Here is a 25,016-nt window from a genome sequence, read left to right as displayed (position 1 = left end):
GCGCACCACAGCCGCAGGGCAGCGCACCTGCAGTGCATGTCCAGATGCGCCGCGAACCCCGCTCCGGCGCTTTGCCAGGCGCCTCACGGGTAGATCTGCTGGTTGAGGCCCGGGCCGTTCCCACGTCGGGCCGTGTTGCGGGAGGCGCGCTTGCCCCCGCAGCTTCGCGGCCCTGGCTCGCCGCCGGGCCGCGTGCGATTCACGTGCGAGGCGGTCGCACCTTGGCCGACCATCCGGCCAGCAGCCGGCCCAGGTCGCGGCCGGCGGGTTCACTGGCAGCCACCGCGGCGACGGGCACCAGCAGCAGCACGGGACGCTTGACGCCCGGCATCGCCTTCGTGCCCGTGGCGGCCAGCTCGCCGGCCCGCAGCATGTTGGACACGCACTGCTGGGCTGCGATCAGCCCGACGCCAGCCCGCGCTGCCAGCTCTCGGATGGTGGCCGGCTGGCCCTCGGCCATGTACGCCTGCGCAGCCGCACCGATGGCCTGGCGCACCTCGCCCCGCGGCCGCCAGGTGACCTTGCGCCCCAGGCGACTGGGGCCGCTCATGCCTCACCCCGCTTCTCACGGTCGGTCTTCTGGCGGTGGCAGTCGTTGCAGATGGACTGCAGATTGCCCTCGTCGTCGCAGCCCTTCAGCGAGCCATGGCGCCGGCGCCATGTCGCCTTGTTCACGATGTGGTCGACCGCCTGCGCCGCGGTGGTGTGGCCGGCCTGTAGGCAGGGCTGGCACAGCCCGCCATCGCGCACCAGGATGCGCCGCCGCAGGCGATCCCAGGCCGCGCCGTAGCCGCGTTCCTGGCGCGTACCACGGCCCGCATCAGCAAAGCTGCCGGGGCGCACCTTGTGGGCACTGCAGCGGCTGGTGCCATCGCGCACCAGCTGGCCGCAGCCCGGGTGCGCACAGGGCTTGGGGGCAGCCATGGGCATATCAGTCGTCTCCTTCGGTGGTGAAGATCGAGGGCTTGAAGTGGTAGACCGCCACCTTCCCCATCCCGGGCAGGCGAACGCGGTTCGTGAAGCGCTGGCCATCGGTGCGCAGGTGGCCGGCGGCGCGCAGGATGGCGGCCACCGCGTTGTGGTCGAAGCCCTTGCACATCTCACGCTTGAAGGCTTCGGGCAGCACCATGTACTCCACCAGCGAGTTCGTCACCGCGCGGCTTTCTTCGGTGCTGCGCTTGTCGATGTACTCGGTGGCCGCGTCGATCTTCACCGGCTCGCCCTCGCCATCGACCATGCGCTTGAAGCCCATGCGCAGCGGGGTGCCGGCGCGGTGGTCAGCGTGTCGAAGTGGGCGGCCGCCCATTCGAGCCAGGCCCGGCCCGCAGCGCCGTAGAACTTCGCGGCCGCGCTGGTGATGGCGTCGGCCAGCTCGGCGGGCCGGTCCAGGCCGTGCAGCTGCTCCAAGCCGCCCATGCCCACGCCGGCATCCAAGGGGATATCGAGCATGCGCACTTCCTGGCCAGCGCGCGGCATCTTCGCTGCCAGCTCCATGTGCTGCGCCAGGGACACTTCACCCGACGACAGGAACAGCAGCCGCCAGGTGCGGCGCTTGCGGCTGAGCCCGCCGCGGGTGGCCCGGCCCTTCTCTTGATCGTTGGCTAACATGTAGGAAACATCCCCGGCAACACGCGGGTCCAGCTGGCCGAACTCATCGAGGATCAGGGTGCAGTCGCAGTGCTGCACCGCCGTGGCTTCCAGCGCGTTATCGGTGGTGCGCCAGCGCTGCATGTAGCTCGGCCGGCCCCACACGCTGGTGGCCACCTTCAGGGCCGTGGTCTTGCCCTGGCTGGATTCACCCCGGAAGTGAAAGCCACCGCTTTCCACCTCGGCCGGCCGCAGCATCGGGCCGGCCAGCGCACAGCTCACCGCGAACAGCAGCCGCGAGTTGCCGACGCACAGCGCGCCGACCCGCTCTTGCCACTGCTGCAGCGTGCCGTGCCGGCGGAAGGTGTCTTCCATGCCGCTTTCGCTCTGGAACACGTAGCGCCGGCTTTCGCCATCGCCACCGATGCAGCCACTGGGCAGCACGTAGACGCCGCCGTGCCAGCCCACGCGGTCGGTGCATGTCACACGCTCGCTGAGCTGGCGCGTGTCGATGTACTGCGCCAGGAGGTTGCGCGGCCGCGTGCCCGGCGCCATGCGCAGGCCCATGTCCCGCAGCCGGCCGGCCCACTCGCTTCCCTCCCCGCTCAGCATCGCCGCCGGCATGGCCCACACCTTGGCATTGCCGTCCGGGTCGGTGAACTCCAAGAGGTTGCCCCACCCGTTCGCATCGTCGGCCCGGGTGCGCGCAGTCACGTGCAGCGGAGCGCAGATCCACACCGGCTTTTTCTCGTTCCCCTCGGCATCGCGGGCCACGTGCCACACGCCGTGGTCATCCACGAAGAACGGGTCAGCGAAGGTCGGCGGTTCCCCGCCGCCGCCGTCGTCGTCGTCCTCACCATCGGCGCCGGCCCCACCGTCGCGGCCACGCCCAGCACCGCGGCCGCCAGAGCCGCCCGAAGCCTCGGCCGCACCCTTGCCCTTGCCACCAGGCAGAACGCGCAGCGTAGGCCCCGTCCGTGCGGCCGGCGGCGCATCCGCAGCATCGGCCGCAGGCTCAACCGGCGGCGGCGCCTTGCCGGCCAGCAGCGCAGCGGCGGCGCGCTCCACCACGTCGCGCACCACCTCACCTCCAGCAGCGGCGGCCAGGTCGTTGAAGTCGCTGCCGCCTTCCGGTAGGCCTACGGGGAACACGGTTGCGGCCGGGGACTGCAGCGCCCTGGCGGCGCGGGCCGCGCTGGCGGCCTTGTCGCGGCCCGGGTTCTTGCCGCTGCGGTCCTGCGTGTCGCGGTCATCGTCACCGCACACCAGTTGCGGCACGCCGGGGAACCGCTCGCCCAAGGCCTTGGCCACGTGCACCAGGTTGCCGGCGTCGAAGCACACCGCCACGGGCCGCTCCGTGGCTTCGTGCAGGCTGGCCGCGGTGGCGTAGCCCTCGGCCAGCAACAACAGCGGGGCGCCCTCAGGCTGGCCGATCCAGTGCAACAGCCCGGTCTTGCGGCCACCGGCCAGAAAGCGTTTTTCCGGGCTGCCGTCGCGCGGCCGCTGGGGCAGCACCCGCTGCAGGTTCAGCAGCTCGCCGGCAGCGTTGCGCATGGGCATCGGCCGCCGCGAAGGCCTGGCCGCGGGCCGACCAGTCCATGAACAGTTCTTGCCCCGCCTCGCCCAGCTCGGACTTGATGGCCATGCCCACGCGCGCCCAGGTTTCGCGGTCGACATCGGGCGGCACGAACGAAAGCGCTTCACGCACCAGCTCAGCGGTGATGACGCGGGGAACGGTGGGGCGCTGGTGCGCAGTGCGTGTCATGGAGTCCTTCAGGTGCGCCTGCGCGCGTTCACCAGTCGCTGCGGCGGCTGTCTCGCTCAGCCCGCTGCTGCGCAGCGCTCCAAGCTCTTTCCCTGGCGTCGAACCAGTAGTTCACGGCCGCGATGTGCTCGGCCTGGCAGTGCGCCCGGCGAGGGTCGGCCGCGATGCGGGCCAGGCATTCACGGCGCGGCGTGTGGATGACCACGATGGACCGCGTGCGCAGCTTCACGGCCCACCACTGGCAGGCCGCCGGGTCGGCAGCGCCGACGATGAACCAGGCCACGTGGTCGGCCGGCTGCGCGGCCAGGGCCTGCAGCCGGCGGTTGCGTTCATCGATGGCCGCCCCCAGCCACTGCGCCTTGTCGCCCACGTAGAGGGGCAAGCCCGCCAGTTCGGCCAGGATCTCATCCACGTCGATGACCGTATCCCCGGGCTGGCGGTGGGTGGCCACGTGGGTGCTCTTGCCGCTGCCCGGAGCACCGCACACCAAGTGCACCTTGCAGCGCGGCGGCGTGAGCCACCGCGGGTGAAGCTGGTCCCGCGTTACGTTGAAGTCCATCAGCGTTCTCCTGTGGCAGCCATGCGCCCGTCGGGCACCACGTGGGCCGGTTCAGCCACCACGGCACGCAGCGTGGTGCCGAAGGTCTTGCGGATGCCGCGCAGGCCTTCGACCAGGTACTGCCGGCGGATGGCCCGATGCAGGCTGCCGCGCTGCATGGGCGTGAGTGCCGGCGGCCGCGCGTGCACGGTCGTCGGGCCAAGGTCGCGGCGCCAGCACTCGCGGGCCGTCCAGTGGTGATCGGCCATCGCGGCCCAACGGCAAGACGGGTTGGCGCGGCGCGCCACCAGCGCCAGCAGCACGTGCTCGGCCTTGATGCAGCGGGCCGGGTTCAATGCGCCGCTCCCTTGCCAGGCCGCCGCGCCGTAGCCGCGGCGGGCATGGCCCGCGACTCCATCACGCCTTCGGCATGCTGGCCCATGGTCAGCAGCGCATCGGCCTGCGCCGCCATGTCGGCCAGCGCCAGCAGCAGCAGCGAGACGGATTCAGGCGTTTGGAAGTTGCCGGCCGGTGTGGCCGCCTGCGCATCGTTCTGCACCAGCAGGGCCACGCCTTCGGCCACACAGCCCAGCCGCTGGATCTGCATGTGCGCCACCTCGCTGAAGCTGGCCAGGTGCTGCAGCTCGCCATGCGTGAGGTTGTCGGCCGCGCGGTCCACCAGGCCGGCCAGGAGTGATGGCAAGGTACTGCTCAGTTCACAGTGCTTGATGCTCATGACCGAACCCCCTCGGCAACCAGGCTGCGGCGGTCATCGGCGGCGGCACTGGTGCTGCGGGACACAGGCCCCACCGTGCCCAACGGCAGCGGCGCGGCCTGGCTGCAGGCCTGCTGCGGCTGCAGCGCCGCCAGGGCCGCGTGCGCCTTGTCGGCCTTGTGGCGGGCGGCCTGCAGCCGCTCAGCGGCGCGGCTGCGCACCAGTGCCACCAGCGCCAGGGCGGGCAGGGCCAGCAGCTCGGCCTGTTCGTCGGCTTCCTCCTGGGCAAGCTCGATAGAGGCGCGCCAGAAGGCCGCCGCTTCGGCCTGTTTCTTGGCGGCAGCGCCGGCCGCGAACTCAGCCGCCATGAGCTGGGCCCGGCGTGCGCGGCGGGCGTGATCGAGGCGGCCAATGCCACGCGGCAGCGGGCCGCGGCCGCGGTGGTTGACCACGGGCTGCAGTACTGCACCCGGCAGCGCCACGACTTGCGCGGTGTTCGTGCTCATGGCTGGCCACCTTTGCCAGCTCGGCCGGTTGCCACCTGACCGCGCCGCGCGCCACGCGCCGGCAGCGCGGCCTTGAGGAACCGCTGGAAGGCCCGGTCATCACCGGCCTGCAGCCAGCGCCTGAACGCTTCTCGGCCCTGCGCGGTTTGCCCCCATTCCAGGCATGCCAGCTCTTGCCTCGCCTCGTGCAGCCGGGCGTGGAAAAACGCGTCATTGCGATGCGTGGCCAAGGTGCGCCGCAAGCGCCAGTGATCCAGCTCCATCCACGCCCGGCGCGGCCCCTTGAAGCCGTGCGGCTTGCGCCGGTGCAGCAGGTAGTGCATAGGCCCAGCAGTCCAGCCCTTCCACTGGTCGCGCGATGGCCACTCGAAGCCCGCAGGAATCAGCCCCTCGGCTGCAAGTTGGGCTGATGTGCCTTCCCACAGGTCATAGCCCATGGCGACCACGGTGAGGCTGAGGTCAGCCCCTTCCGATGCACCAGGAATGCAGCTCACCGGCTTCGCGTCGATGGCCTTCATGCTGCACCTCGCGTCACGCCGGTGCTGGCGGCGGCGATGGCGGCCACGGGCCGCAACACGGTTTCGGCGGCATCGGCCGCGGCGATCAGCGCCCGGGCCATGGCGCGGGCCTGGGCGGCGGTCATGCTGCTGGTGAGCACCATCGAGCCTTCGCCCAGCGCCATCGTCACGCCCAGGCCGCCGGCCTGGCGGCGCGAGCTGTAGACGCTGGCCAGCTCATTGCCCAGCAGAAACACGCCGTGGTTGCGGCGCGTGCGGGTGGTTTCGGGGATGCGGATCAGGGGACGCTGCGAGGGTGCAGACGTCTGCACGGGCGCGGTTGCGCCCAGGGTCGGACCAGCCATGTTGTCGGCTCCTTCGTTGCGGTACACAACCGCCGCCCCCGTTTCCACACGGGGGTGGCGGCCCAAAGCGGGGGTGGAAAACCGGAACGAAGGAACCGGCAGGCCCGAAGGCCTCCCCGCCCGGGCCGCCCTTGAACAGGACGCCGACAGGCGATCTGACGCGCAAAGAAAAGGCCGCTCTTGAGGCGGCCGCGCGCCTTCGTTTACCGGGTTTCCACACCCGACCCCTGTCACCCAGGGGCGAGCGGAATGTAGCACCGCGGAGCGCCAGGGCAAAGCGTCGGCACCCGAGCTGCTGGCGGCGGGCACCGCCTGGTGCATGCGCCTCATGCCGCGCCACCACCCACGGATGGCCGTGCTGCCGCTGCTGGCGGTACGTCAGCACCATCGCCCAGCACCAGGCCGCGCGGGGCGCCCAGCGGCAGCACGAAGCCGCGTGGTTCCTGGGCGAAGAGCACCCGGGCTGCCGCCGTGGGCAGGCCCACGTCGTCCACGAGCAGACGCTCGGGGAAACGCAGCACAAAGCCCCGCTCAAGAAGAGGCTGCAGCGCGGCGGCGATGTCGGCCCGCGTGCCGTGCCAGGCCGCAGAACGCCCCACATCGGCCGCCAGGAAGGCAGCCAGCGCCGTGGGCAGCAGCGCGACGCAGTGCCGGCGGCCAGGATGGTCCGCCGCCAGGCCGAAGACGATGCGCCCCGCCTCTGCGGGAAACGTGGCGCGCACGCCCACGCAGTGGCCCCGCACGACAGCCTCGGAGGCGGCAGGGTCCACCACCCAAGGCAGCCGGCCGGCATCCGCGTGCAGGCGCAGCCAGCACGTGAGGCGGTCCAGCAGCGCCGCGTGCTCGGCGCTCACCGGTGGTGTACTGGGGCTGTACATCAGTCCAGCCCTTCGGCAAGCATCGAGCGCCCCGCTGCCGCACCCACGCCGGCATGCGCCCATGCCGCGATGGAGCCGGGTCCGTGCAGCCGCACCACATACGCTTGCGGCTGCAGCTGCGAGAACAGCAACACCGGTACCAGCGGCATGCCCGACAAGGGGCGCTCATCGCTGCGCCAGGCACGCACAGCGCCGCAGCTCAGCAGCGGGGCCAGGGCCTGCGACACGTTGCGCACCGAACCCACCCAGCCAGCGGGGATGCCCGCAGCGCTCGCAACGAAGGCCAGCAGCGCCGAAGGCAGCAACACCGCGCAGTGGTGATCCACCGACGCAGCGGCGGCGGCGGCGCTGAAGTCCAGCACGTCGCTTTCCGGGTCATCGCTGCCAGGCATGCGGGCGGCGCGAACGCCGATGCAGTTGCCGGCCAGCACCAGGTGCCCCGCTTCGGGCTGACTGCACCAGGGCAAGCGCCCGACCGCTTCCTGGCGCTTGAGCCAGGCGGCGAAGAGGGGCAGCAGGGCGTTGTCAGCAGCCTTCATGCAGCCGCCACGCCTTCGCCGGGCTGCTGGGCGGCGGCGGCGGCGATGCGGTCCTGCACGAACTGCAGCACCGCCGACTCTGGCCAGGCCACCATGCGCGGCGTGATCTGCACACAGCGCGGGAACTCCCCGCGCTTCATCAGCAGGTAGATGGTGGACTTTTTGCAGCCCGTGACCCGCTCCACCTCGGGCAGGCGAATCAGGCGATCACGGGGGATCTGGGGACGGTTGACGGTGGCCAGCTGCATGCCTTCACTCTCCGAAGTGGTTTCGGGAGTGCTGGCCGGCCTTGCCATCAAGACCGCATAAGACCTTTACGCACCCGCCGAGGCTCCAACGAGCCTGGGCAGATCATGCGAACTGGGGTGCCCTTGCAGCCACTTGCAGCGGCCTTGCAGACGCTGCGCCGGTGCCGTAGCAGAGGCAGGCCCAAGGATCAGGCGCTGAGGGCCTTGCTCACCGCCTGCAAGGGCTGCGGCTCCAACTTGCACTCAGCGAGAAGGGCCGGCGTTGGCGCCCAGCCGCGTGCGCCGCCCTCCCAGTCTTTGCGCTTCCAGTCGTGCTTGGCGCCGATCTGCTGGGCAACGAGTTGCCGCGTGCAGCCGGCCGTGTCCGCTATCTGCTGGTCCGAAAGGCCTTCAAGGTGGCGCATCTTGAACATGGCGTCCCGCTCGGCATGCGTCCACGCTGCGCCTTGCTGATGGGGCCAGGCGCCTCCCAAGGGCTGACAGTTCGACAAGGCACCGGAGGACTCGGCAGGGCAGGCCGCAGCAGACCCGTCGGCGGCCAACATGCATTCGAGCAACCCCAGATCACTCGCATCGTCAATGAGCATCGCAAGCTGCCCACCCCAAATCTCTGACCGGAAGTGCAGGCCATCTTCGGTCATGTCGTCCCGTAGCCAGTGCCGCCGCACTCGCTCAAGCAGACTTGCGCGCGTCACGGACCGCGCGGTTGATGCCCTGCCACTTGCAGACACGCCCCGCCGGTCTTCGTCCTCGATGGTGGCAGGCACCAACACGGCGTAGTCGCGCGGCTGAGTCACATAGACCCGCACGGCGCTTTGCCCCTCCAACTTGTCCAGCACCGACCGAACAGCCGGCCGCAGTGGCGTGCGGTTGAAGTGCATCTCTGCCCTGACCAAGTCCGCAACACTGCAAAGGTTGCCGGCCTCGCACACCAGCTTTCCGTGGTCGCCTTCGTAGTGAAGCGACTTGAATTCATCCATACAGCCCCCGCGCCGCACAGGCCCCGCCGACGAAGGCACCGCGCCCCGGGCGGGGCGTCCGGGCTTCGGGCCGTGATCAGCGGCCCGCTGCGCGGTGCGTGGTCATCGTAGTGCATCGCCACGATGCCAAGCCACCGCCGCGAAGGCCTGGGCATCGGGGCAGTCTTCTCGCGCCCAATTTCCGGGGAAGTGCGGCTCGCAGCCCCAGTGATGAAGGGCTGAAGACCCATGGGAGTCGCGTCGGATCGAAGGCCGCAAGGTCGTGCGCTGGCGTTCATCCTGGCCCGGGCGGGTGCGCCCTGGGATACCCCCTCCCCCCAAATAACCCGCGCACAAAAATTTGCCTGCTGCTCGGTCCTACCGGGGCCGCTTCCAGACTTTTGACCCCCCCACCCCATGGAAACCTGCGTGCGCAGAAAAAAGGCGGCAGGCTCGGTCCGTCGCAGGGGCCGTCCAGACTTTGGCACCCCCCGCCCACCTGGCGCCCGAGCTGGCCAGCCAGGCGAGAAAGCCATGGGAATGGGAAGAGTTCTCTCCTCTCTCTGTCCCCGTGTCCCCATCCCTGCCCCGCCACTGTCCCCGCCATCCGGGCCGCGGTCGGCTCACCCCGCGAACCTAGTGTTCATGCGGGTTTGCGGCCGATTGCCCTGCAGCCAAAGCCCGCCAGTCCCCGCGCCCCGCCCCGTTGATGCATCCGCGCGGTTTTTTCTGCTGATCGATCCGCGTTGTCTGGAACCACCGGCAGCCTTGGCCAGCGCGAAGAGGTACCCCCTACCGCCGGCCGCCGCCGCCGCGCACCCTCACCGGCCTGCAGCCGGTCTGGGCGGGCATCTGCGGTCTGGGCGGGCATCTGCATAGGCAGCGCCGCCGCCCAGGCACAGACGATCAGAAGGACAACGCCCGGCACAAGGCCGGGCGAGCGGTGCAGCGGGTGGCCCTTCCTTCAGGCCGTGCGCGCGGGCAAGGCCACCACCTCGGCACCCTTGCGCAGGCGGTCCAGGTAGTCGGCCCACGTCTGCATCATCTGGCGCCGCTGGTCGACGAACTCGGTGCGGTTGTACGCACGCCCCAGGCTGTCGCGCACCGCGTGGGCGAGCTGCGCTTCCACCACCGATTCATCCACGCCCAGGCGCTCGGCCAGCATCGTCCTGGCCATCGCCCGGAAGCCGTGGCCGGTCATCTCGTCACGCGGGAAGCCCATGCGCCGCAGCGCGGCCAGCACCGCGGCATCGGACATGGGCCGGTCGCGCGTGCGCAGGTTGGGGAACACGTAGCGGCCGGCGCCCGTGAGCGGCTGCAGGTCGCGCAGGATGGCCACCGCCTGGCGGCACAGCGGCACCAGGTGCGCACCGCCGCTCACCTTGGCCTGCTTGGTCCGCTTCATGCGGCTGCCCGGGATGGTCCACACGCCGGCATCAAGGTCGAACTCCGACCACTCGGCCTGGCGCAACTCGCCCGGCCGCAGGAAGACCAGCGGCGCGAGCTGCAGCGCGGCCCGCGTGGTGCCGTGGCCCTTGTACGCCTCGATGGCGCGCAGCAGCTCACCCACCCGCACCGGGTCCGTGATGGCCGCGTGGTGGGTCACGTGGACCGGTGCAAGGGCATCACGCAGATCGGCGGCCACGTCGCGCTCACAGCGGCCCGTGGCGATGCCGTAGCGGAACACCTGGCCGCAGGCCTGCTTGACGCGGTGAGCGGTTTCCAGCGCCCCGCGGGCTTCCACGCGGCGCAGGCAGGCCAGCAGGTCGGGCGCCTTCAGCTCGGCGATGCGCCGCGGGCCCAGCCACGGGAACACCTCCTGTTCCAGGCGGATGCGCGTGCGATCGGCGTGCCCCTCGCTGACCTTGGCCGCGTGCACCCGGGCCAGCCACTCACGGGCCACCGCCTCGAAGCTATCGGCCGCCGGCAAGCCAGCCTCGGCCCGCTTCTGCGTTTCGCGCTGCCGCTCGGCCTCGGCCTTGGACGCCTTGCGGGCCTCGCTGGGGTCTACCCCCTTGGCGACCAGCGCGCGCGCCTCCTCGGCCTTGCGGCGGGCCTCGGCCAGGCCGGTTGCCGGGTAGGTGCCAAGGCTCAGCGTCTTGCGTGTGCCTTGCAGCGAGTAGTCGAAGCGCCAGCCGTGCGCGCCGCCCTTCACGAACAGCAGCAGGTACAGGCCATTGCCATCGTTGATGCGCTTGCGCCCGTCCCCAGGCTTGATGCTGCGCAGGGTGACGTCACCGGGGATGAGCTGGCGGGCCATGCAGTAACTTTCGAGGGGTCAGAGCGCCCATTGTGCGGTTACTGCGGAAGTTACTGCACCGCGAGCCGGAAGCCAGCGGAAGTTACTGCACTTCGGCGGACAAGAAAAAAGACCTAAGTGCTTGTCGCGCTTAGGTCTTTGGACGCTGGCGGAAGCCAGCGGAAGGTGATCTGGTGGAGCCGGGGGGAATCGAACCCCCGTCCGCGAACCATCACCGGACAGTTCTACATGCGTAGCTGGCTGATTTGGAGTCTCACGCTGAGGTCGCGCAGCAGCACGCTACCCTTCACGCCAGTCACTAGATCTCGTCCTGAACCGAGTGACCCGGCTCAGAACCAGCCAATGTGAATGACCTCTCAGTCTAGGATCTTGCGATCTTCAACCCGGCCCATTGGCCAACCGTTGAGAGGCTCACCGGTGTTAAGCGGCGAGGGCGAAACGTTCGTCGTTCGCAGTTACTTTGTTTCCAGTGGTTTTACGAGCGAACTGGTGCTCGGCATGCCCTGCGCCGGATCCGTACCCACGTCGAAACCAGGTCGGCCCCAGAACACGGTAGTTTAAGCCAGCCGCAACCATTTCAAGAGCTGGCCCGGAGAATCGAGCAACGCATCGGCGCCCCAGGCCTCGATCGCTTCGCCCTGCCCCAGGTAGCCCCAGGCAGCGGCCAGCGTGGCCATGCCGGCGGCGCGGCCAGCCTGCACGTCGCGCAGGTCGTCGCCCACGTACACGCAGGTCTCGGGCGCCATGCCGATGCGGCGGGCCGCCTCCAGCAGCGGCGCCGGATGCGGCTTGGCATGCGGCGTGGTGTCACCACACACCACCGCGCCCGCACGCTGGTCCAGACCCAGGCCCTGCACCACGGGATGGGTGAAGCGCTCGGCCTTGTTGGTCACGATGCCCCAAGGCAGGCCGGCGGCTTCCAGCGCCTGCAGCACCGGCACCATCTCGGTGAACACGGCGGTCTGCTGCAACAGGCTGCGCTCGTAAATGGCGAGGAATTCGTCACGCAGGGTCTCGAATTCAGCGTCGCCCGGACCGATGCCGAAGGCCCCGCCGATCATGCCGCGGGCCCCGGTGCCCACCAGCGGCCGCAGCTGGGCATACGGCACCGGCGGCAGACCGCGCTGTTCGCGCAGCCGATTGGCGGCACCGGCCAGGTCGGGCGCGCTGTCGATCAGCGTGCCGTCCAGGTCGAACAGCACCGCCTGGATGCCGGCGCGCGACTCGGCGCTCATGCCCCCGGCTTCCGGCAGGCCACCAGGTAGTTGACGCTGGTGTCGCCCGACAGCCAATAGCGGCGCGTCAGCGGGTTGTACTGCATGCCCTGGGTCTCGCCGATGGTCAGGCCGCTGTCGCGGCACCAGCGTGCCAGTTCGCTCGGGCGGATGAACTTGGCGTATTCGTGCGTGCCCTTGGGCAGCAGCTTGAGGATGTGCTCCGCGCCGACGATGGCGAAGAGGAACGACTTCGGGTTGCGGTTGATGGTGGAGAAGAAGGCCCAGCCCCCCGGTTTGACCAGGGCGGTGACCGCGCGCACCACCGACGACGGATCGGGCACGTGTTCGAGCATCTCCATGCAGGTGACGACATCGAAGCTGCCCGGCTGCTCGGCCGCCAGCGTTTCGGCCGACACCTCGCGGTACTCGACGCCGGTGACGCCAGTCTCCATCGCATGCAGCTGTGCCACCTTCAGCGGCTTGTCGGCCAGGTCGATGCCCAGCACCTTGGCGCCGCGCTGGGCCATCGCCTCGGCCAGGATGCCGCCGCCGCAGCCGACGTCGAGCACACGTTTGCCAGCCACCGGCACCTGCTGCTCGATCCAGCCCAGGCGCAACGGGTTGATCTGGTGCAGCGGCCGGAACTCGCTCTCCGGGTCCCACCAGCGGTGGGCCAGTTCACTGAATTTCGCCAGTTCTTGGGGATCGGCATTCATCATGGGCGACATCCTACCGCGGGCCATTTGGAGATACTTGCCGCACAAATGACAAACCCCGCCGGAGCGGGGTTTGCTGAGAAATCGGAGGACCGATTACTTATTGCGGGTGCCGACCACTTCGATTTCCACGCGGCGGTTCTTGGCGCGGCCTTCGGCGGTCTTGTTATCGGCGACGGGCTGCTTTTCGCCCTTGCCTTCGGTGTAGACGCGGTTCTTCTCGATGCCCTTGGAGACCAGGTAGGTCTTCACGGCTTCGGCGCGGCGCACCGACAGCTTCTGGTTGTAGGCATCGCTGCCGACGGAGTCGGTGTGACCCACGGCGATGATGACTTCCAGGTTGATGCCGCCGGTCTTGCTGACCAGGTCGTCCAGCTTGGCGCGGGCTTCCGGCTTCAGGGTCGACTTGTCGAAGTCGAAGAAGGTGTCAGCAGCGTAGGTGACCTTTTCGCTGACCGGAGCAGCCGGCACGACGGCCGGAGCCGGTGCGGGAGCCGGAGCGGGGGCAGCAGCCGGAGCCGGGGCCGGAGCCGGGGCGGGCGGCTTCAGGGCGCCGTCGCAACGCGGATCCGCCGTGGCGGGGGTCCAGTTGGCATCGCGCCAGCACAGTTCGTTGGTGCCGTTCTTCCAAACGGTGCCGTCGGAAGCGCGCCAGTTGTCGTTCGTCTGCGCTTGGGCGAAGGCCGTCGACAGCGGAGCGGCGAGCGCGACCGATGCGAACAGCACCGCCACGGTGTTCAGTTTCTTCATTGATTCTCCTCTCAAGGAAAGCCGCAGTTGTGCTGCGTAACGTCCAAATTCGGAAGCGTATAACTTGGCAAGCGCCTTGTTTGTCAAGCGCCACCACCGACGCGAAGGATTGTGCCATACGGCGCTCGGCTGGCCCCATTTTGGCAATTGCCCGGCCGGCAGGTAACACCTGTGTTGCGTTCGAGCGACAAAGGACTGCCGCTTAGAATCCGCGGTCTCACACCCCACAGGTCACGGCGCTCGCGCGCCGCCCGCGTTTGCCGCCCTCATGACCCAGTTCGCCAAGGAAACCCTGCCGATCAGCCTCGAAGAGGAGATGCGGCGCTCGTACCTCGACTACGCGATGAGCGTCATCGTCGGGCGCGCCCTGCCCGACGCCCGCGACGGCCTCAAGCCCGTGCACCGGCGCGTGCTGTTCGCGATGCACGAGCTGAACAACGACTGGAACCGGCCGTACAAGAAGTCGGCCCGTATCGTCGGGGACGTCATCGGTAAATACCACCCGCACGGCGACCAGTCGGTGTACGACACCATCGTGCGGATGGCGCAGGACTTCTCCATGCGCCACATGCTGGTGGACGGCCAGGGCAACTTCGGCTCGATCGACGGCGACAACGCCGCGGCGATGCGCTACACCGAAATCCGCCTGTCGAAGATCGCCCACGAACTGCTGGCCGACATCGACAAGGAAACCGTCGACTTCGGCCCCAACTACGACGGCTCCGAGAAAGAGCCGCTGGTGCTGCCGACGCGGCTGCCCAACCTGCTGGTCAACGGCTCGGGCGGCATCGCGGTGGGCATGGCCACCAACATCCCGCCGCACAACCTCAACGAGGTGGTGGACGCCTGCCTGCACCTGCTGCGCAGCCCGGACGCGACGATCGACGAGCTGATGTCCATCGTGCCGGCGCCCGACTTCCCCACCGCCGGGATCATCTACGGCCTGAACGGCGTGCGTGAGGGCTACCGCACCGGCCGCGGCAAGGTGGTGATGCGCGCCCGCTGCCACTTCGAGGACATCGACCGTGGCCAGCGCCAGGCCATCATCGTCGACGAGATCCCGTACCAGGTGAACAAGAAGACCCTGCTCGAGCGCATCGCCGAGCTGGTCCACGACAAGAAGATCGACGGCATCAGCCACATCCAGGACGAGAGCGACAAGTCCGGCATGCGGGTGGTGATCGAGCTCAAGCGCGGCGAAGTGCCCGAGGTCGTGCTGAACAACCTGTACAAGCAGACGCAGCTGCAGGACAGCTTCGGCATGAACATGGTGGCGCTGGTGGACGGCCAGCCCAAGCTGTGCAACCTCAAGCAGCTGATCGAGTACTTCCTGGAGCACCGCCGCGAGGTGGTGACGCGGCGCACCGTGTTCGCGCTGCGCAAGGCGCGCGAGCGTGGCCACGTGCTGGAAGGCCTGGCCGTGGCGCTGGCCAACATCGACGAGTTCATCGAGACGATCAAGAACTCGCCGACGCCGCCGGTGGCCAAGGCAGCGCTGATGAGCAAGAGCTGGGACTCGTCGCTGGTGCGCGAGATGCTGGCCCGCGCCGAATCCGACACGCCCGGCGGCCGCGCCGCCTACCGCCCGGAAGGCCTGCCCGCCGACTACGGCATGCAGCCCGACGGCCTGTACCGCCTGTCGGACGAACAGGCGCAGGAAATCCTGCAGATGCGCCTGCAGCGCCTGACCGGCCTGGAGCAGGACAAGATCGTCGGCGAGTACAAGGACGTGATGGCGCAGATCGCCGATCTGCTGGACATCCTGTCCAAGCCCGAGCGCGTGACCTTCATCATCAGCGAGGAACTCACCGCGCTGAAGCAGGAGTTCGGCCAGACCAAGCTGGGCGCGCGCCGCAGCCAGATCGAGCACAACGCGCAGGAACTGGGCACCGAGGATCTGATCACGCCCACCGACATGGTGGTGACGCTGAGCCACAGCGGCTACATCAAGAGCCAGCCGCTGGGCGAGTACCGCTCGCAGCGCCGCGGCGGCCGCGGCAAGCAGGCCACGGCCACGAAGGAAGACGACTGGATCGACCAGCTCTTCATCGCCAACACGCACGACTGGATCCTGTGCTTCAGCGACCGCGGCCGCGTGTACTGGCTGAAGGTGTGGGAAGTGCCGCAGGGCGGCCGTGCCAGCCGCGGCAAGCCCATCGTCAACATGTTCCCGCTGCAGCCGGGCGAGAAGATCACCGTGGTGCTGCCGCTGACCGGCGAGTTCCGCAGCTTCCCGGCCGACAACTACATCTTCATGGCCACCGCGCTGGGCACCGTCAAGAAGACGGCGCTGGATGAATTCAGCAACCCGCGCAAGGCCGGCATCATCGCGGTGGACCTGGACGAAGGCGACCACCTGATCGGCGCTGCGCTGACCGACGGCAAGCACGACGTGATGCTGTTCTCCGACGGCGGCAAGGCGGTGCGCTTCGACGAGGACGACGTGCGTCCGATGGGCCGCCAGGCCCGTGGCGTGCGCGGCATGGCGCTGGAGCCGGGGCAGACGCTGATCGCGATGCTGGTGGCCGAGGACGAGGCGCAGAGCGTGCTCACCGCCACCGAGAACGGCTACGGCAAGCGCACCTCCATCGTGGAGTACACGCGCCATGGCCGCGGAACCAAGGGCATGATCGCCATCCAACAGAGCGAGCGCAACGGCAAGGTGGTCGCGGCCACCCTGGTGCGCCCCGAGGACGAGATCATGCTGATCACCGACAAGGGTGTGCTGGTGCGCACCCGGGTCTCCGAAATTCGTGAGCTCGGCCGCGCTACCCAAGGCGTCACGCTGATCGCGCTGGACGACGGCACCAAGCTGTCGGGCCTGCAACGGATCGTCGAGAACGACGCCAACATCGAAACCCCGGGCGAAGGCGATGGCGCTGCCGCCCCTGAGGAGAATTCCTGATGAAGAGAACCCTGCTGGTGGCGGCCCTGGTGGTCGCCTCCGTCGGCGCGCACGCGCAGACCAAGAAGCAACTGGTCGACAAGATCCTGGCGGCCCAGCAGCCGGCGATCGAGAACGTAGCGCGCAGCATCGCCGAACGCCCCGCCGTGCAGATGATGCAGGCCGCGGGCAGCGCGCTGCAGCAGCTGCCGGCCGACAAGCGCGAAGCCACCGGCAAGCAGATCGAGGCCGACGTGCGCAAGTTCGTCGACGAGGCGGTGCCGGTGCTGCGTGACCGTGCCAACAAGCTGGCCCCCAGCACCCTGGGCGCGCAGCTGGAAGAGAAGTTCACCGACGACGAGCTGAAGCAGCTGCTGGCCTGGCTGGAATCGCCGGTCAACAAGAAGTACCAGCAGCTGATGCCCGAGATCCAGAACGGCTTCACCCAGAAGCTGATCGCCGATGCGGCGCCGGTGCTCGACCCCAAGCTGCAGGCACTGCAGAACAAGGTGCGCAGCACGCTGGGCATCCCGCAGCCCGCGGCCACCGACGCCAGCAAGCCGGCCGGCAAGGCCAGCGGCGCCAAGTAAACCGTCTCCCCCGTCCGTTCGCCTGTGCCATGTCCGAGCCCGCCGCACCCAATCCGCCCGACCTGCTGGCCCTGCGCCACCAGATCGATGCACTCGACCGCGATCTGCTGTCGCTGCTGAACCGCCGTGCCGCGCTGGCGCTGGCGGTGGGCGAGCTCAAGAAGAAGGAAGGCTCGGTGGTTTTCCGCCCCGAGCGCGAGGCGCAGGTGATCGACGGGCTCAAGCGCATCAACGCCGGGCCGTTGCGCTCGGACAGCGTGGCGCCGATCTGGCGCGAGATCATGTCGGCTTGCCGCTCGCTGGAAACACCGATGCGGGTGGCCTACATGGGCCCGGCCGGCACCTTCAGCGAAGAGGCGGCGCTGGGCTACTTCGGCAGCTCCATCGTGCGGGTGCCCTGCGCGAATGCCGATGAGGTGTTCCACGTCACCACCTCCGGCGCGGCCGACTTCGGCGTGGTGCCGGTCGAGAACTCGAACGAGGGCGTGGTCACGCGCTCGCTCGACCTCTTCCTCACCACGCCGCTCTTCATCATCGGCGAGACCAGCCTGATGGTGCGGCACAACCTGCTGCGCGGCGTCGATTCGCTGGAGGGCATCGAGGCCGTGTGCGCCCACCCGCAGGCGCTGGCGCAGTGCCACGGCTGGCTCAGCAACCACCTGCCGCACGTGGAACGGCGACCCGTATCCAGCAATGCCGAAGGCGCGCGCCTGGCGGGGCTCGATACCAAGCTGGCCGGCATCGCCAGTGAGCGCGCAGCCAGCCAGTACGGCCTGCACGTGGTCGGCCGCGCGATCCAGGACGATGCACACAACCGCACGCGCTTCGCGGTGGTGACCCACCCCGACCGCCACCCGCAGCCCGGCCGTTCCGGCCACGACTGCACCAGTCTGGTGGTGTCGGTGGTCAACCGGCCGGGTGCGGTGCACGACATGCTGGTGCCGCTGAAGCACCACGGCGTGTCGATGACACGCTTCGAGTCGCGGCCCGCGCGCTCGGGCCAGTGGGAGTACTACTTCTACATCGACCTGCAGGGCCATCCGGAAGATCCGCCGGTGGCCTCGGCCATGAAGGAGCTGCGCGAGGTCTGCGACTTCTTCAAGGTGCTGGGCACCTACCCGCTGGACAGCCACTGAGCGTGCCCATGTTCCAGCAACTGGGCCTCATCGGCTGCGGCCTCATGGGCGGCTCGTTCGCACTGGCGCTCAAGCGCGCCGGCCTGGTCAAGCACGTGGTGGGCTACAGCAAGTCGCCCTCCACCACCGAACGCGCGCGGCGCGCCGGCGTCATCGACACAGCGGCCGAATCGGCGCTGCTGGCGGTGGCCGGCTCCGACATCGTGCTGCTGGCAGTGCCGGTGGCCGCCACCGAATCTACCTTCAAGGCCATCCGCCACCTGGTGGAGCCGGAGGTGCTGATCATGGACGTGGGCTCCACCAAGCGCGACGTGGTGGACGCCGCCCGCCGTGTGCTGAAAGAGCGCATCAGCGGCTTCGTGCCGGCACACCCGATCGCCGGCAAGGAAAAGGCCGGCGTCCACCACGCCGACGCCGACCTCTACACCGGCCGCCAGGTCATCCTGACGCCGCTGCCGCAAACCGACGCCCTGCTGCTGCAGAAGGCTGCCGACACCTGGACCGCCATCGGCGCACAGGTGATCCGCATGTCGCCCGACAGCCACGATGCGGCGCTGGCCGCCGTCAGCCACCTGCCCCACCTGCTGGCGTTCGCCTTCTACAACGCGGTGGCCAAGCAGCCCGGCGGCGACGAGTTCCTGTCCCTGGCTGGACCGGGCTTCCGGGATTTCACCCGCATCGCCGCCAGCGATCCGACGATCTGGCGCGATATCCTGCTGGCCAACCGCGAAGAGACGCTCAAGCAGTCGATGCGTTTCCGCCATGCGCTGGAAGCGCTGGAGCATGTGATGCGCTCCGGCAATGCCGAGGCGCTGGAAGACCTGATCCGCAGCGCGTCCGAGGGGCGCGCCGCCTGGCAGATGAACAGCCCCCGCCCCTCCGCAGCGCCCGCCGTGCCGCCGCTGCGCTGAGGGCGCTTATCCTTTCACCGCACTCCCCACCGCCGCGTTCGTGTTCGCCATTCCTTTCCTCGACCTGCCCCCGCTGACCAAGGCCTCGGGCCAGATCCGCCTGCCCGGCTCCAAGAGCATCTCCAACCGGGTGCTGCTGCTGGCCGGCCTGGCCGAAGGCAGCACGCTGGTGCACGACCTGCTCGATTCCGACGACACGCGGGTGATGATCGAGGCGCTGCGTAACCTGGGCTGCGACCTGGCGCATGAAGGTGGCGCGCTGCGCATCACCGGCATCGGCGGCCGCCTGTCGGTGCAGCAGGCCTCGCTGTTCCTTGGCAACGCCGGCACCGCGATGCGGCCGCTGGCCGCCGCGCTGGCAGTGCTGGCGGCCACGCAGGGCGGCCAGTTCGAGCTCAGCGGCGTCGCTCGCATGCATGAACGGCCGATCGGCGACCTGGTAGACGCATTGCGGCAGCTCGGCTGCGACATCCAGTACCTGGGCAACGACGGCTACCCGCCGCTGCGGCTGGCCGGCCAGCCGCAGGGCCAACTGGCCACCGGCGCGCCGGTGCGGGTGCGCGGCGATGTGTCCAGCCAGTTCCTCACCGCGCTGCTGCTGGCCCTGCCGCTGGCCAGCAGCGGCCAGGGCGAAGCGCCGGGCACCGACATCGTGATCGAGGTGGACGGGGAGCTGATCTCCAAACCCTACGTCGAGATCACGCTCAACCTGCTCGCCCGCTTCGGCATCACCGTGCAACGCGACGGCTGGCAGCGCTTCACCGTCCCCGCCGGCAGCCGCTACCGTTCGCCGGGCGCCGTGCACGTGGAAGGCGATGCCTCGTCGGCCTCGTACTTCGTGGCGCTGGGCGCCATCGCCGCGGTGGATGCGCCCGTGCTCATCGAAGGCGTTGGCAGCGCCTCCATCCAGGGTGACGTGCGCTTCGTCGAAGCGGCGGTGGCCATGGGCGCCGACGTGCGCATGGAGGCCAACCGCATCGAGGTGCGCCGCGGCGCCTGGCCGCTGCGCGCCATCACGCTCGACTGCAACCACATCCCCGATGCGGCGATGACGCTGGCGGTGATGGCGCTGTACGCCGACGGCCCCACCCGCCTGACCAACATCGCCAGCTGGCGCGTGAAGGAAACCGACCGCATCGCCGCGATGGCCATCGAACTGCGCAAGGTGGGCGCGCAGGTGGAGGAAGGTGCCGACTTCATCGAGGTGCGGCCGCCGCAGGCCTGGCAGCCGGCCGCCATCCACACCTACGACGACCACCGGATGGCGATGTGCCTGTCGCTGGCCGCCTTCAACGGCGTGCCGGTGCGCATTCTCGATCCGCAGTGCGTGGGCAAGACTTTCCCGGACTACTTCGAGGCCCTCTTCCAGCTGGCGCACACCCACCACGACCTGGTGCCGGTGATCACCATCGATGGGCCCACTGCCTCCGGCAAGGGCACGCTGGCCAGCACGCTGGCGGCTTCGCTGGGCTACCACTTCCTGGACTCGGGCTCGCTGTACCGTGTGGCAGCGCTGGCTTCGCTGCGCCAGGGCGTGGCGGATACCGACGGACCCGGCATCGCCGCCCTCATCAGCAAGCTCAGGCTGCGCTTCGACGGCCCTCGCCTCTTCCTCGACGGTGAGGAGGTGAGCGACCAGCTGCGCCGTGAGGACGTGGGCAGCCGCGCGTCCAAGATCTCGGCGCTGGGCGACGTGCGTGCTGCGCTGTATGCGCTGCAGGTCTCGTTCCGCCGCCCGCCGGGGCTGGTGGCCGACGGCCGCGACATGGGCACGGTGATCTTTCCGGACGCCGCGCTGAAGGTGTTCCTGACCGCCAGCCCCGCCACACGGGCGGAGCGGCGGCATAAGCAATTGATTTCCAAGGGAATATCGTCTAATATCGACGACCTTCGCGCGGATTTGGAAGCACGCGACGCCCGGGACCGTACCCGGGCCATCGCACCGCTGCAACCCGCTGAAGACGCGCTGCTCCTCGACAACTCTGCCCAGACCGTGGATGAATCCGTGGCCCAGGTGCTGGGTTGGTGGGAGCAACGCACGCCTTTCGGCATCTAGCCGGCAGGCTTTCAGGGTGCCGTCGCCCACCAGCAGCGCACAGCTGCGCCGGGCGGCGGTTTGTTCAACGTAACCGCAACACCTGTTGCACGCTCCGCCGGCCCCTCTTGCAGATCGCTCCGATCTCTCTCCTCTCCTCGGCCGGCTCCAGGAAACTCCATGTCTGATATGCAATCTGCCACCACCGGCGGCGAATCCTTTGCCGCCATGTTCGAGGAAAGCCTCCAGAAGCGCGACATGCGCGCTGGTGAGGTGATCTCCGCGGAAGTCGTCCGCATCGAGCACAGCTTCGTGGTGGTCAACGCCGGCCTCAAGAGCGAGTCCTACGTTCCCATCGAAGAGTTCAAGAACGACCAGGGCGAGGTCGAGGTCGAAGTCGGCGACTTCGTGTCGGTCGCGATCGACTCCCTCGAAAACGGCTACGGCGACACCATCCTGTCGCGCGACAAGGCCAAGCGCCTGGCCTCGTGGCTGTCGCTGGAGAACTCGCTGGAATCCGGCGACTTCGTCACCGGCACCGTGAACGGCAAGGTCAAGGGCGGCCTGACCGTGCTGGTCAACGGCATCCGCGCCTTCCTGCCCGGCTCGCTGCTCGACACGCGTCCGGTCAAGGACATGAGCCCGTTCGAGGGCAAGACCATGGAGTTCAAGGTCATCAAGCTCGACCGCAAGCGCAACAACGTCGTGTTGTCGCGCCGCGCCGTGGTCGAAGCCTCGATGGGCGAAGAACGCGCCAAGCTGATGGAGACGCTGCGCGAAGGCGCCATCGTCAACGGCGTGGTCAAGAACATCACCGAGTACGGTGCGTTCGTCGACCTGGGCGGCATCGACGGCCTGCTGCACATCACCGACATGGCCTGGCGCCGTGTCCGTCACCCGAGCGAAGTGGTGACGGTCGGCCAGGAACTGCAGGCCAAGGTCCTGAAGTTCGACGCCGAGAAGAACCGCGTCTCGCTGGGCATCAAGCAGCTGGGCGACGACCCCTGGATGGGCGTGGCTCGCCGCTACCCGACGGGCACCCGCCTGTTCGGCAAGGTGACCAACATCGCCGACTACGGTGCGTTCGTCGAGATCGAGCCGGGCATCGAAGGCCTGGTGCACGTCTCCGAAATGGACTGGACCAACAAGAACGTCAGCCCCAGCAAGCTGGTGTCGCTGGGCGACGAAGTCGAAGTCATGGTCCTCGAGATCGACGAAGACAAGCGCCGCATCAGCCTGGGCATGAAGCAGTGCAAGGCCAACCCGTGGGAAGAGTTCTCTTCCAACGTCAAGCGCGGCGACCGCGTCAAGGGCCCGGTCAAGTCGATCACCGACTTCGGCGTGTTCGTGGGCCTGGCCCAGGGCATCGACGGCCTGGTGCACCTGTCCGACCTGTCCTGGCATGAGCCGGGCGAATCGGCCGTGCGCAACTTCAAGAAGGGCCAGGAAGTCGAAGCCATCGTGCTGGCCGTGGACGTCGAGCGCGAGCGCATCTCGCTGGGCATCAAGCAGCTGGACGGCGACCCGTTCGCCACCTACACCACGCTGAACGACCGGGGCGCCCTGGTCACCGGCAAGGTGAAGACCGTCGACGCCCGTGGCGCCGAAGTGCAGCTGACCGACGACGTGACCGGCTACCTGCGTGCCTCCGAAATCAGCCGCGACCGCGTGGAAGACGCGCGCAACGTGCTGAAGGAAGGCGACGAAGTCAACGCCATGATCATCAACATCGACCGCAAGCTGCGTTCGATCCAGCTGTCGATCAAGGCCAAGGACTCCGCCGACCAGCAGGAAGCCATGCAGCGCCTGTCGCAATCGAGCGAGCGTGAATCGGCCGGTACCACCAGCCTGGGCGCCCTGCTGCGCGCCAAGCTGGACAACCAGAACAACGGCTGATGCCTGACGGCCGCCTGGTGTTTCGCGCATGACCCGGTCCGACCTCGTGGCGGCACTGGCTGAACGTTTCGGCCAGCTGACGCAACGCGACACCGAGTTCGCCGTGAAGACCATGCTCGACGCGATGTCCGACGCCCTGGCGCGCGGGCACCGCATCGAGATCCGCGGCTTCGGCAGCTTCTCGATCAACCGCCGGCCGCCGCGCGTGGGCCGCAACCCTCGCAGCGGCGAGCAGGTGGTGATTCCTGAGAAGCTGGTGCCGCACTTCAAGCCCGGCAAGGCCCTGCGCGAAGCCGTGGACGCCAACGTGCCGCTGGACCACACCCCGGCGGACACGAAGGACGACCCGGAAACCCTGCGCGCCTGACATACCCCGTTCTGAACACGAAACACGGCCCAAGGGCCGTGTTTGTTTTTGTAGTGCCCCCAAGCTCGCTCCGCTCGCTGCCCCCCAAGGGGGCGCACCCGCCCTTGGGGCGGCCCGGCGGGCGGGTATGCAACCAACTGCCCCATGCGCCCGAAAGGTGCGTGGCTAGAATCCGCCGGCCATGCGCTTTCTCGTCTGGCTCGTCAGAGCCTTCGTCTTCTTCGCCCTCTTCGCCTTTGCGCTGAACAACCAGCAGGAGGCCGCGGTGCGCTGGTTCTTCGGCGTGGAATGGCGGGCGCCGATGGTCATCATCGTGTTGATCGCCTTCGCGGCCGGCTGTGCCATCGGCGTGCTGGCCATGGTGCCCAGCTGGTGGCGCCACCGCCGCGTCGCCCGCCGCGTGACGCCAGAGCCCGTGGCCCCCGTGCCCGCCGCCGCACCGGCCGTGGTGCCGCCGCCGTCCGACTTCCTGCCTGAGCACCCCCCGCGCGATGGACTTTGACCTGCAGTGGCTGCTGCTCGGCCTGCCGGTGATGTTCGCCCTCGGCTGGGCGGCTTCGCGCTTCGACCTGCGCCAATGGCGGCGTGAGCAACGCGATTCACCCAAGGCCTACTTCAAGGGCCTGAACCTGCTGCTGAACGAGCAGCACGACAAGGCCATCGACGCCTTCATCGAGGCGGTGCAGAACGACCCCGACACCTCGGAACTGCACTTCGCGCTGGGCAACCTGTTCCGCCGCCGCGGCGAGTTCGAGCGGGCGGTACGGGTGCACCAACACCTGCTGAACCGCGGCGACCTGCCGCAGGCCGACCGCGAACGGGCGCAGTACGCGCTGGCGCAGGACTTCATGAAGGCGGGCCTGTTCGACCGCGCCGAAGAAGCCTACCGGGCGCTGGAGGGCACCCCCTTCGAGACCGAGGCGCGGCTGGCGCTGCTGTCGCTGCACGAGCGCTCGCGCGACTGGCGCGCCGCCGCCGACATGGCGGCCAAGCTTGAGAAAGGCGGCACCGGCTCCTTCGCTTCGCGCATCGCGCACTACTGGTGCGAGCTGGCCATCGAAAGCGACGAACGCGGCCAGCCCGAAGAGGCGGAGAACTGCCTGCAGCGCGCCATGGCCGCGCTGCCCACCGCGCCGCGCCCGCTGGTGCTGGCCGGCCAGCGGCTGGCCCGCGCCGGCCGCCATGCCGACGCGGTGCAGGTGTGGAACGACCTGCGCGCACGCCATCCGGCCACCTTCGGCCTGATCGCCCGTGACTGGGCACGCAGCGCGCTGGCCAGCCAGCAGGCCGACACCGCCCGCGTGATGCTGCAAGGCCTGTATGAGCGCCACCCCAGCCTGGAGCTGCTGCAGGCACTGGCGCTGCTGGACCCGCCGGGCCACGAGGCCGACGCGGTGCAGCGCATGGCCCAGCACCTGGCGCTGCATCCCTCCATCGCCGCGGCCACTGCGCTGATGCAGCTGCCGCCCGCGCCCTGGGGCGAGCCCGCCCGCACCGGCCTGCGGCAGGCGGTGGAACAGGCCGCCAAGCCCCTGCACCGTTACCGTTGCGCCGCTTGTGGTTTCGAGGCGCAGCACTATTTTTGGCAATGCCCTGCCTGCCTGAGCTGGGACAGCTTCCCACCGCAGCGGCTGGACGATCAATGAAAGGCCCCCAC

The 25,016-nt window shown here is 69.0% G+C and carries 27 protein-coding genes, 1 other RNA gene and 1 pseudogene; 9 read left to right on the top strand and 20 right to left on the bottom strand.

The features are described from left to right. Positions 1-199 precede the first annotated feature (199 nt). The 20 genes and pseudogenes from MW290_RS21060 to ompA form a co-directional block, all read right to left on the bottom strand. Positions 200-550, bottom strand: coding sequence for a hypothetical protein (locus MW290_RS21060; protein ID WP_250199631.1), 351 nt, complete (start codon positions 548-550; stop codon positions 200-202). Next, complete coding sequence (locus tag MW290_RS21055; RefSeq protein ID WP_250199630.1) at positions 547-930, bottom strand: HNH endonuclease; 384 nt, start codon at positions 928-930, stop codon at positions 547-549. Before MW290_RS21055 ends, MW290_RS21060 begins: the two co-directional genes overlap by 4 nt. 1 nt (position 931) lies before the next feature. Next, positions 932-1,252, bottom strand: a complete 321-nt coding sequence (locus MW290_RS21050) for a hypothetical protein (RefSeq protein ID WP_250199629.1) — start codon at positions 1,250-1,252, stop codon at positions 932-934. Continuing rightward, positions 1,210-3,141: a TOPRIM and DUF927 domain-containing protein gene (locus MW290_RS21045; RefSeq protein ID WP_250199628.1), complete on the bottom strand. Its 1,932-nt coding sequence runs from the start codon at positions 3,139-3,141 to the stop codon at positions 1,210-1,212. Before MW290_RS21045 ends, MW290_RS21050 begins: the two co-directional genes overlap by 43 nt. A gap of 55 nt (positions 3,142-3,196) precedes the next feature. Next, positions 3,197-3,352: pseudogene (locus tag MW290_RS33305) on the bottom strand (PriCT-2 domain-containing protein); the annotation flags it as partial. Positions 3,353-3,380: 28 nt separating this feature from the next. Beyond that, the gene (locus MW290_RS21040) at positions 3,381-3,911 is read right to left on the bottom strand and encodes an AAA family ATPase (protein WP_250199627.1); all 531 of its coding nucleotides are present in this window, start codon (positions 3,909-3,911) and stop codon (positions 3,381-3,383) included. Further along, on the bottom strand, positions 3,911-4,246 hold the full coding sequence (locus MW290_RS21035) for a hypothetical protein (protein ID WP_250199626.1): 336 nt from the start codon (positions 4,244-4,246) through the stop codon (positions 3,911-3,913). The genes MW290_RS21040 and MW290_RS21035 overlap by 1 nt, the downstream gene beginning before the upstream one ends. Next, positions 4,243-4,626, bottom strand: a complete 384-nt coding sequence (locus MW290_RS21030; protein ID WP_250199625.1) for a hypothetical protein — start codon at positions 4,624-4,626, stop codon at positions 4,243-4,245. Before MW290_RS21030 ends, MW290_RS21035 begins: the two co-directional genes overlap by 4 nt. Then, positions 4,623-5,111, bottom strand: coding sequence for a hypothetical protein (locus MW290_RS21025; protein ID WP_250199624.1), 489 nt, complete (start codon positions 5,109-5,111; stop codon positions 4,623-4,625). The genes MW290_RS21030 and MW290_RS21025 overlap by 4 nt, the downstream gene beginning before the upstream one ends. Then, positions 5,108-5,629 (bottom strand): hypothetical protein, encoded by a 522-nt coding sequence (locus MW290_RS21020; protein ID WP_250199623.1) that lies wholly within the window; start codon positions 5,627-5,629, stop codon positions 5,108-5,110. Before MW290_RS21020 ends, MW290_RS21025 begins: the two co-directional genes overlap by 4 nt. Then, positions 5,626-5,973, bottom strand: a complete 348-nt coding sequence (locus MW290_RS21015) for a hypothetical protein (protein WP_250199622.1) — start codon at positions 5,971-5,973, stop codon at positions 5,626-5,628. The genes MW290_RS21020 and MW290_RS21015 overlap by 4 nt, the downstream gene beginning before the upstream one ends. Before the next feature lie 326 nt (positions 5,974-6,299). Next, entirely contained in the window at positions 6,300-6,851 is a 552-nt protein-coding gene (locus MW290_RS21010; protein WP_250199621.1) for a hypothetical protein, read from the bottom strand. After that, on the bottom strand, positions 6,851-7,390 hold the full coding sequence (locus MW290_RS21005) for a hypothetical protein (protein ID WP_250199620.1): 540 nt from the start codon (positions 7,388-7,390) through the stop codon (positions 6,851-6,853). The genes MW290_RS21010 and MW290_RS21005 overlap by 1 nt, the downstream gene beginning before the upstream one ends. Beyond that, complete coding sequence (locus MW290_RS21000) at positions 7,387-7,638, bottom strand: helix-turn-helix transcriptional regulator (RefSeq protein WP_250199619.1); 252 nt, start codon at positions 7,636-7,638, stop codon at positions 7,387-7,389. The genes MW290_RS21005 and MW290_RS21000 overlap by 4 nt, the downstream gene beginning before the upstream one ends. Positions 7,639-7,826: 188 nt before the next feature. Continuing rightward, on the bottom strand, positions 7,827-8,618 hold the full coding sequence (locus tag MW290_RS20995; protein ID WP_250199618.1) for a hypothetical protein: 792 nt from the start codon (positions 8,616-8,618) through the stop codon (positions 7,827-7,829). A 943-nt stretch (positions 8,619-9,561) separates the two neighbouring features. Then, positions 9,562-10,857 (bottom strand): tyrosine-type recombinase/integrase, encoded by a 1,296-nt coding sequence (locus MW290_RS20990; RefSeq protein ID WP_250199617.1) that lies wholly within the window; start codon positions 10,855-10,857, stop codon positions 9,562-9,564. A 171-nt stretch (positions 10,858-11,028) separates the two neighbouring features. Beyond that, positions 11,029-11,401: a transfer-messenger RNA gene (gene ssrA, locus MW290_RS20985) on the bottom strand. 13 nt (positions 11,402-11,414) lie between these two features. Further along, entirely contained in the window at positions 11,415-12,092 is a 678-nt protein-coding gene (gph, locus tag MW290_RS20980) for a phosphoglycolate phosphatase (RefSeq protein ID WP_250199616.1), read from the bottom strand. After that, the gene (gene ubiG / locus MW290_RS20975) at positions 12,089-12,793 is read right to left on the bottom strand and encodes a bifunctional 2-polyprenyl-6-hydroxyphenol methylase/3-demethylubiquinol 3-O-methyltransferase UbiG (protein ID WP_250199615.1); all 705 of its coding nucleotides are present in this window, start codon (positions 12,791-12,793) and stop codon (positions 12,089-12,091) included. Before ubiG ends, gph begins: the two co-directional genes overlap by 4 nt. A gap of 93 nt (positions 12,794-12,886) precedes the next feature. After that, complete coding sequence (gene ompA / locus MW290_RS20970) at positions 12,887-13,540, bottom strand: outer membrane protein OmpA (protein WP_250199614.1); 654 nt, start codon at positions 13,538-13,540, stop codon at positions 12,887-12,889. A gap of 268 nt (positions 13,541-13,808) precedes the next feature. Between ompA and gyrA the strand changes: the two genes are divergently transcribed. The 9 genes from gyrA to lapB all read left to right on the top strand — a co-directional run bounded on the left by gyrA (position 13,809) and on the right by lapB (position 25,005). Continuing rightward, the gene (gene gyrA, locus MW290_RS20965; protein ID WP_250199613.1) at positions 13,809-16,445 is read left to right on the top strand and encodes a DNA gyrase subunit A; all 2,637 of its coding nucleotides are present in this window, start codon (positions 13,809-13,811) and stop codon (positions 16,443-16,445) included. Further along, positions 16,445-17,014, top strand: coding sequence for a DUF2059 domain-containing protein (locus tag MW290_RS20960; protein WP_250199612.1), 570 nt, complete (start codon positions 16,445-16,447; stop codon positions 17,012-17,014). The genes gyrA and MW290_RS20960 overlap by 1 nt, the downstream gene beginning before the upstream one ends. A 29-nt stretch (positions 17,015-17,043) precedes the next feature. Continuing rightward, on the top strand, positions 17,044-18,150 hold the full coding sequence (gene pheA, locus MW290_RS20955; protein WP_250199611.1) for a prephenate dehydratase: 1,107 nt from the start codon (positions 17,044-17,046) through the stop codon (positions 18,148-18,150). Between the two features lie 8 nt (positions 18,151-18,158). After that, the gene (locus tag MW290_RS20950) at positions 18,159-19,061 is read left to right on the top strand and encodes a prephenate dehydrogenase (protein WP_250199610.1); all 903 of its coding nucleotides are present in this window, start codon (positions 18,159-18,161) and stop codon (positions 19,059-19,061) included. A gap of 40 nt (positions 19,062-19,101) precedes the next feature. Then, positions 19,102-21,117: a bifunctional 3-phosphoshikimate 1-carboxyvinyltransferase/cytidylate kinase gene (locus MW290_RS20945; RefSeq protein ID WP_250199609.1), complete on the top strand. Its 2,016-nt coding sequence runs from the start codon at positions 19,102-19,104 to the stop codon at positions 21,115-21,117. Between the two features lie 159 nt (positions 21,118-21,276). Then, positions 21,277-22,992 (top strand): 30S ribosomal protein S1, encoded by a 1,716-nt coding sequence (rpsA, locus tag MW290_RS20940; RefSeq protein ID WP_250199608.1) that lies wholly within the window; start codon positions 21,277-21,279, stop codon positions 22,990-22,992. Between the two features lie 28 nt (positions 22,993-23,020). Beyond that, positions 23,021-23,359, top strand: a complete 339-nt coding sequence (locus tag MW290_RS20935) for an integration host factor subunit beta (RefSeq protein ID WP_250199607.1) — start codon at positions 23,021-23,023, stop codon at positions 23,357-23,359. 181 nt (positions 23,360-23,540) lie between these two features. Beyond that, on the top strand, positions 23,541-23,861 hold the full coding sequence (locus tag MW290_RS20930) for a LapA family protein (RefSeq protein ID WP_250199606.1): 321 nt from the start codon (positions 23,541-23,543) through the stop codon (positions 23,859-23,861). Then, complete coding sequence (gene lapB / locus MW290_RS20925) at positions 23,851-25,005, top strand: lipopolysaccharide assembly protein LapB (protein WP_250199605.1); 1,155 nt, start codon at positions 23,851-23,853, stop codon at positions 25,003-25,005. Before MW290_RS20930 ends, lapB begins: the two co-directional genes overlap by 11 nt. The last annotated feature ends 11 nt before the right edge of the window (positions 25,006-25,016 follow it).

Source organism: Aquincola tertiaricarbonis (assembly GCF_023573145.1).
Classification (GTDB): Bacteria; Pseudomonadota; Gammaproteobacteria; order Burkholderiales; family Burkholderiaceae_C; genus Aquincola; species Aquincola tertiaricarbonis_B.
This window is presented reverse-complemented; position numbering and strand designations above follow the sequence as displayed.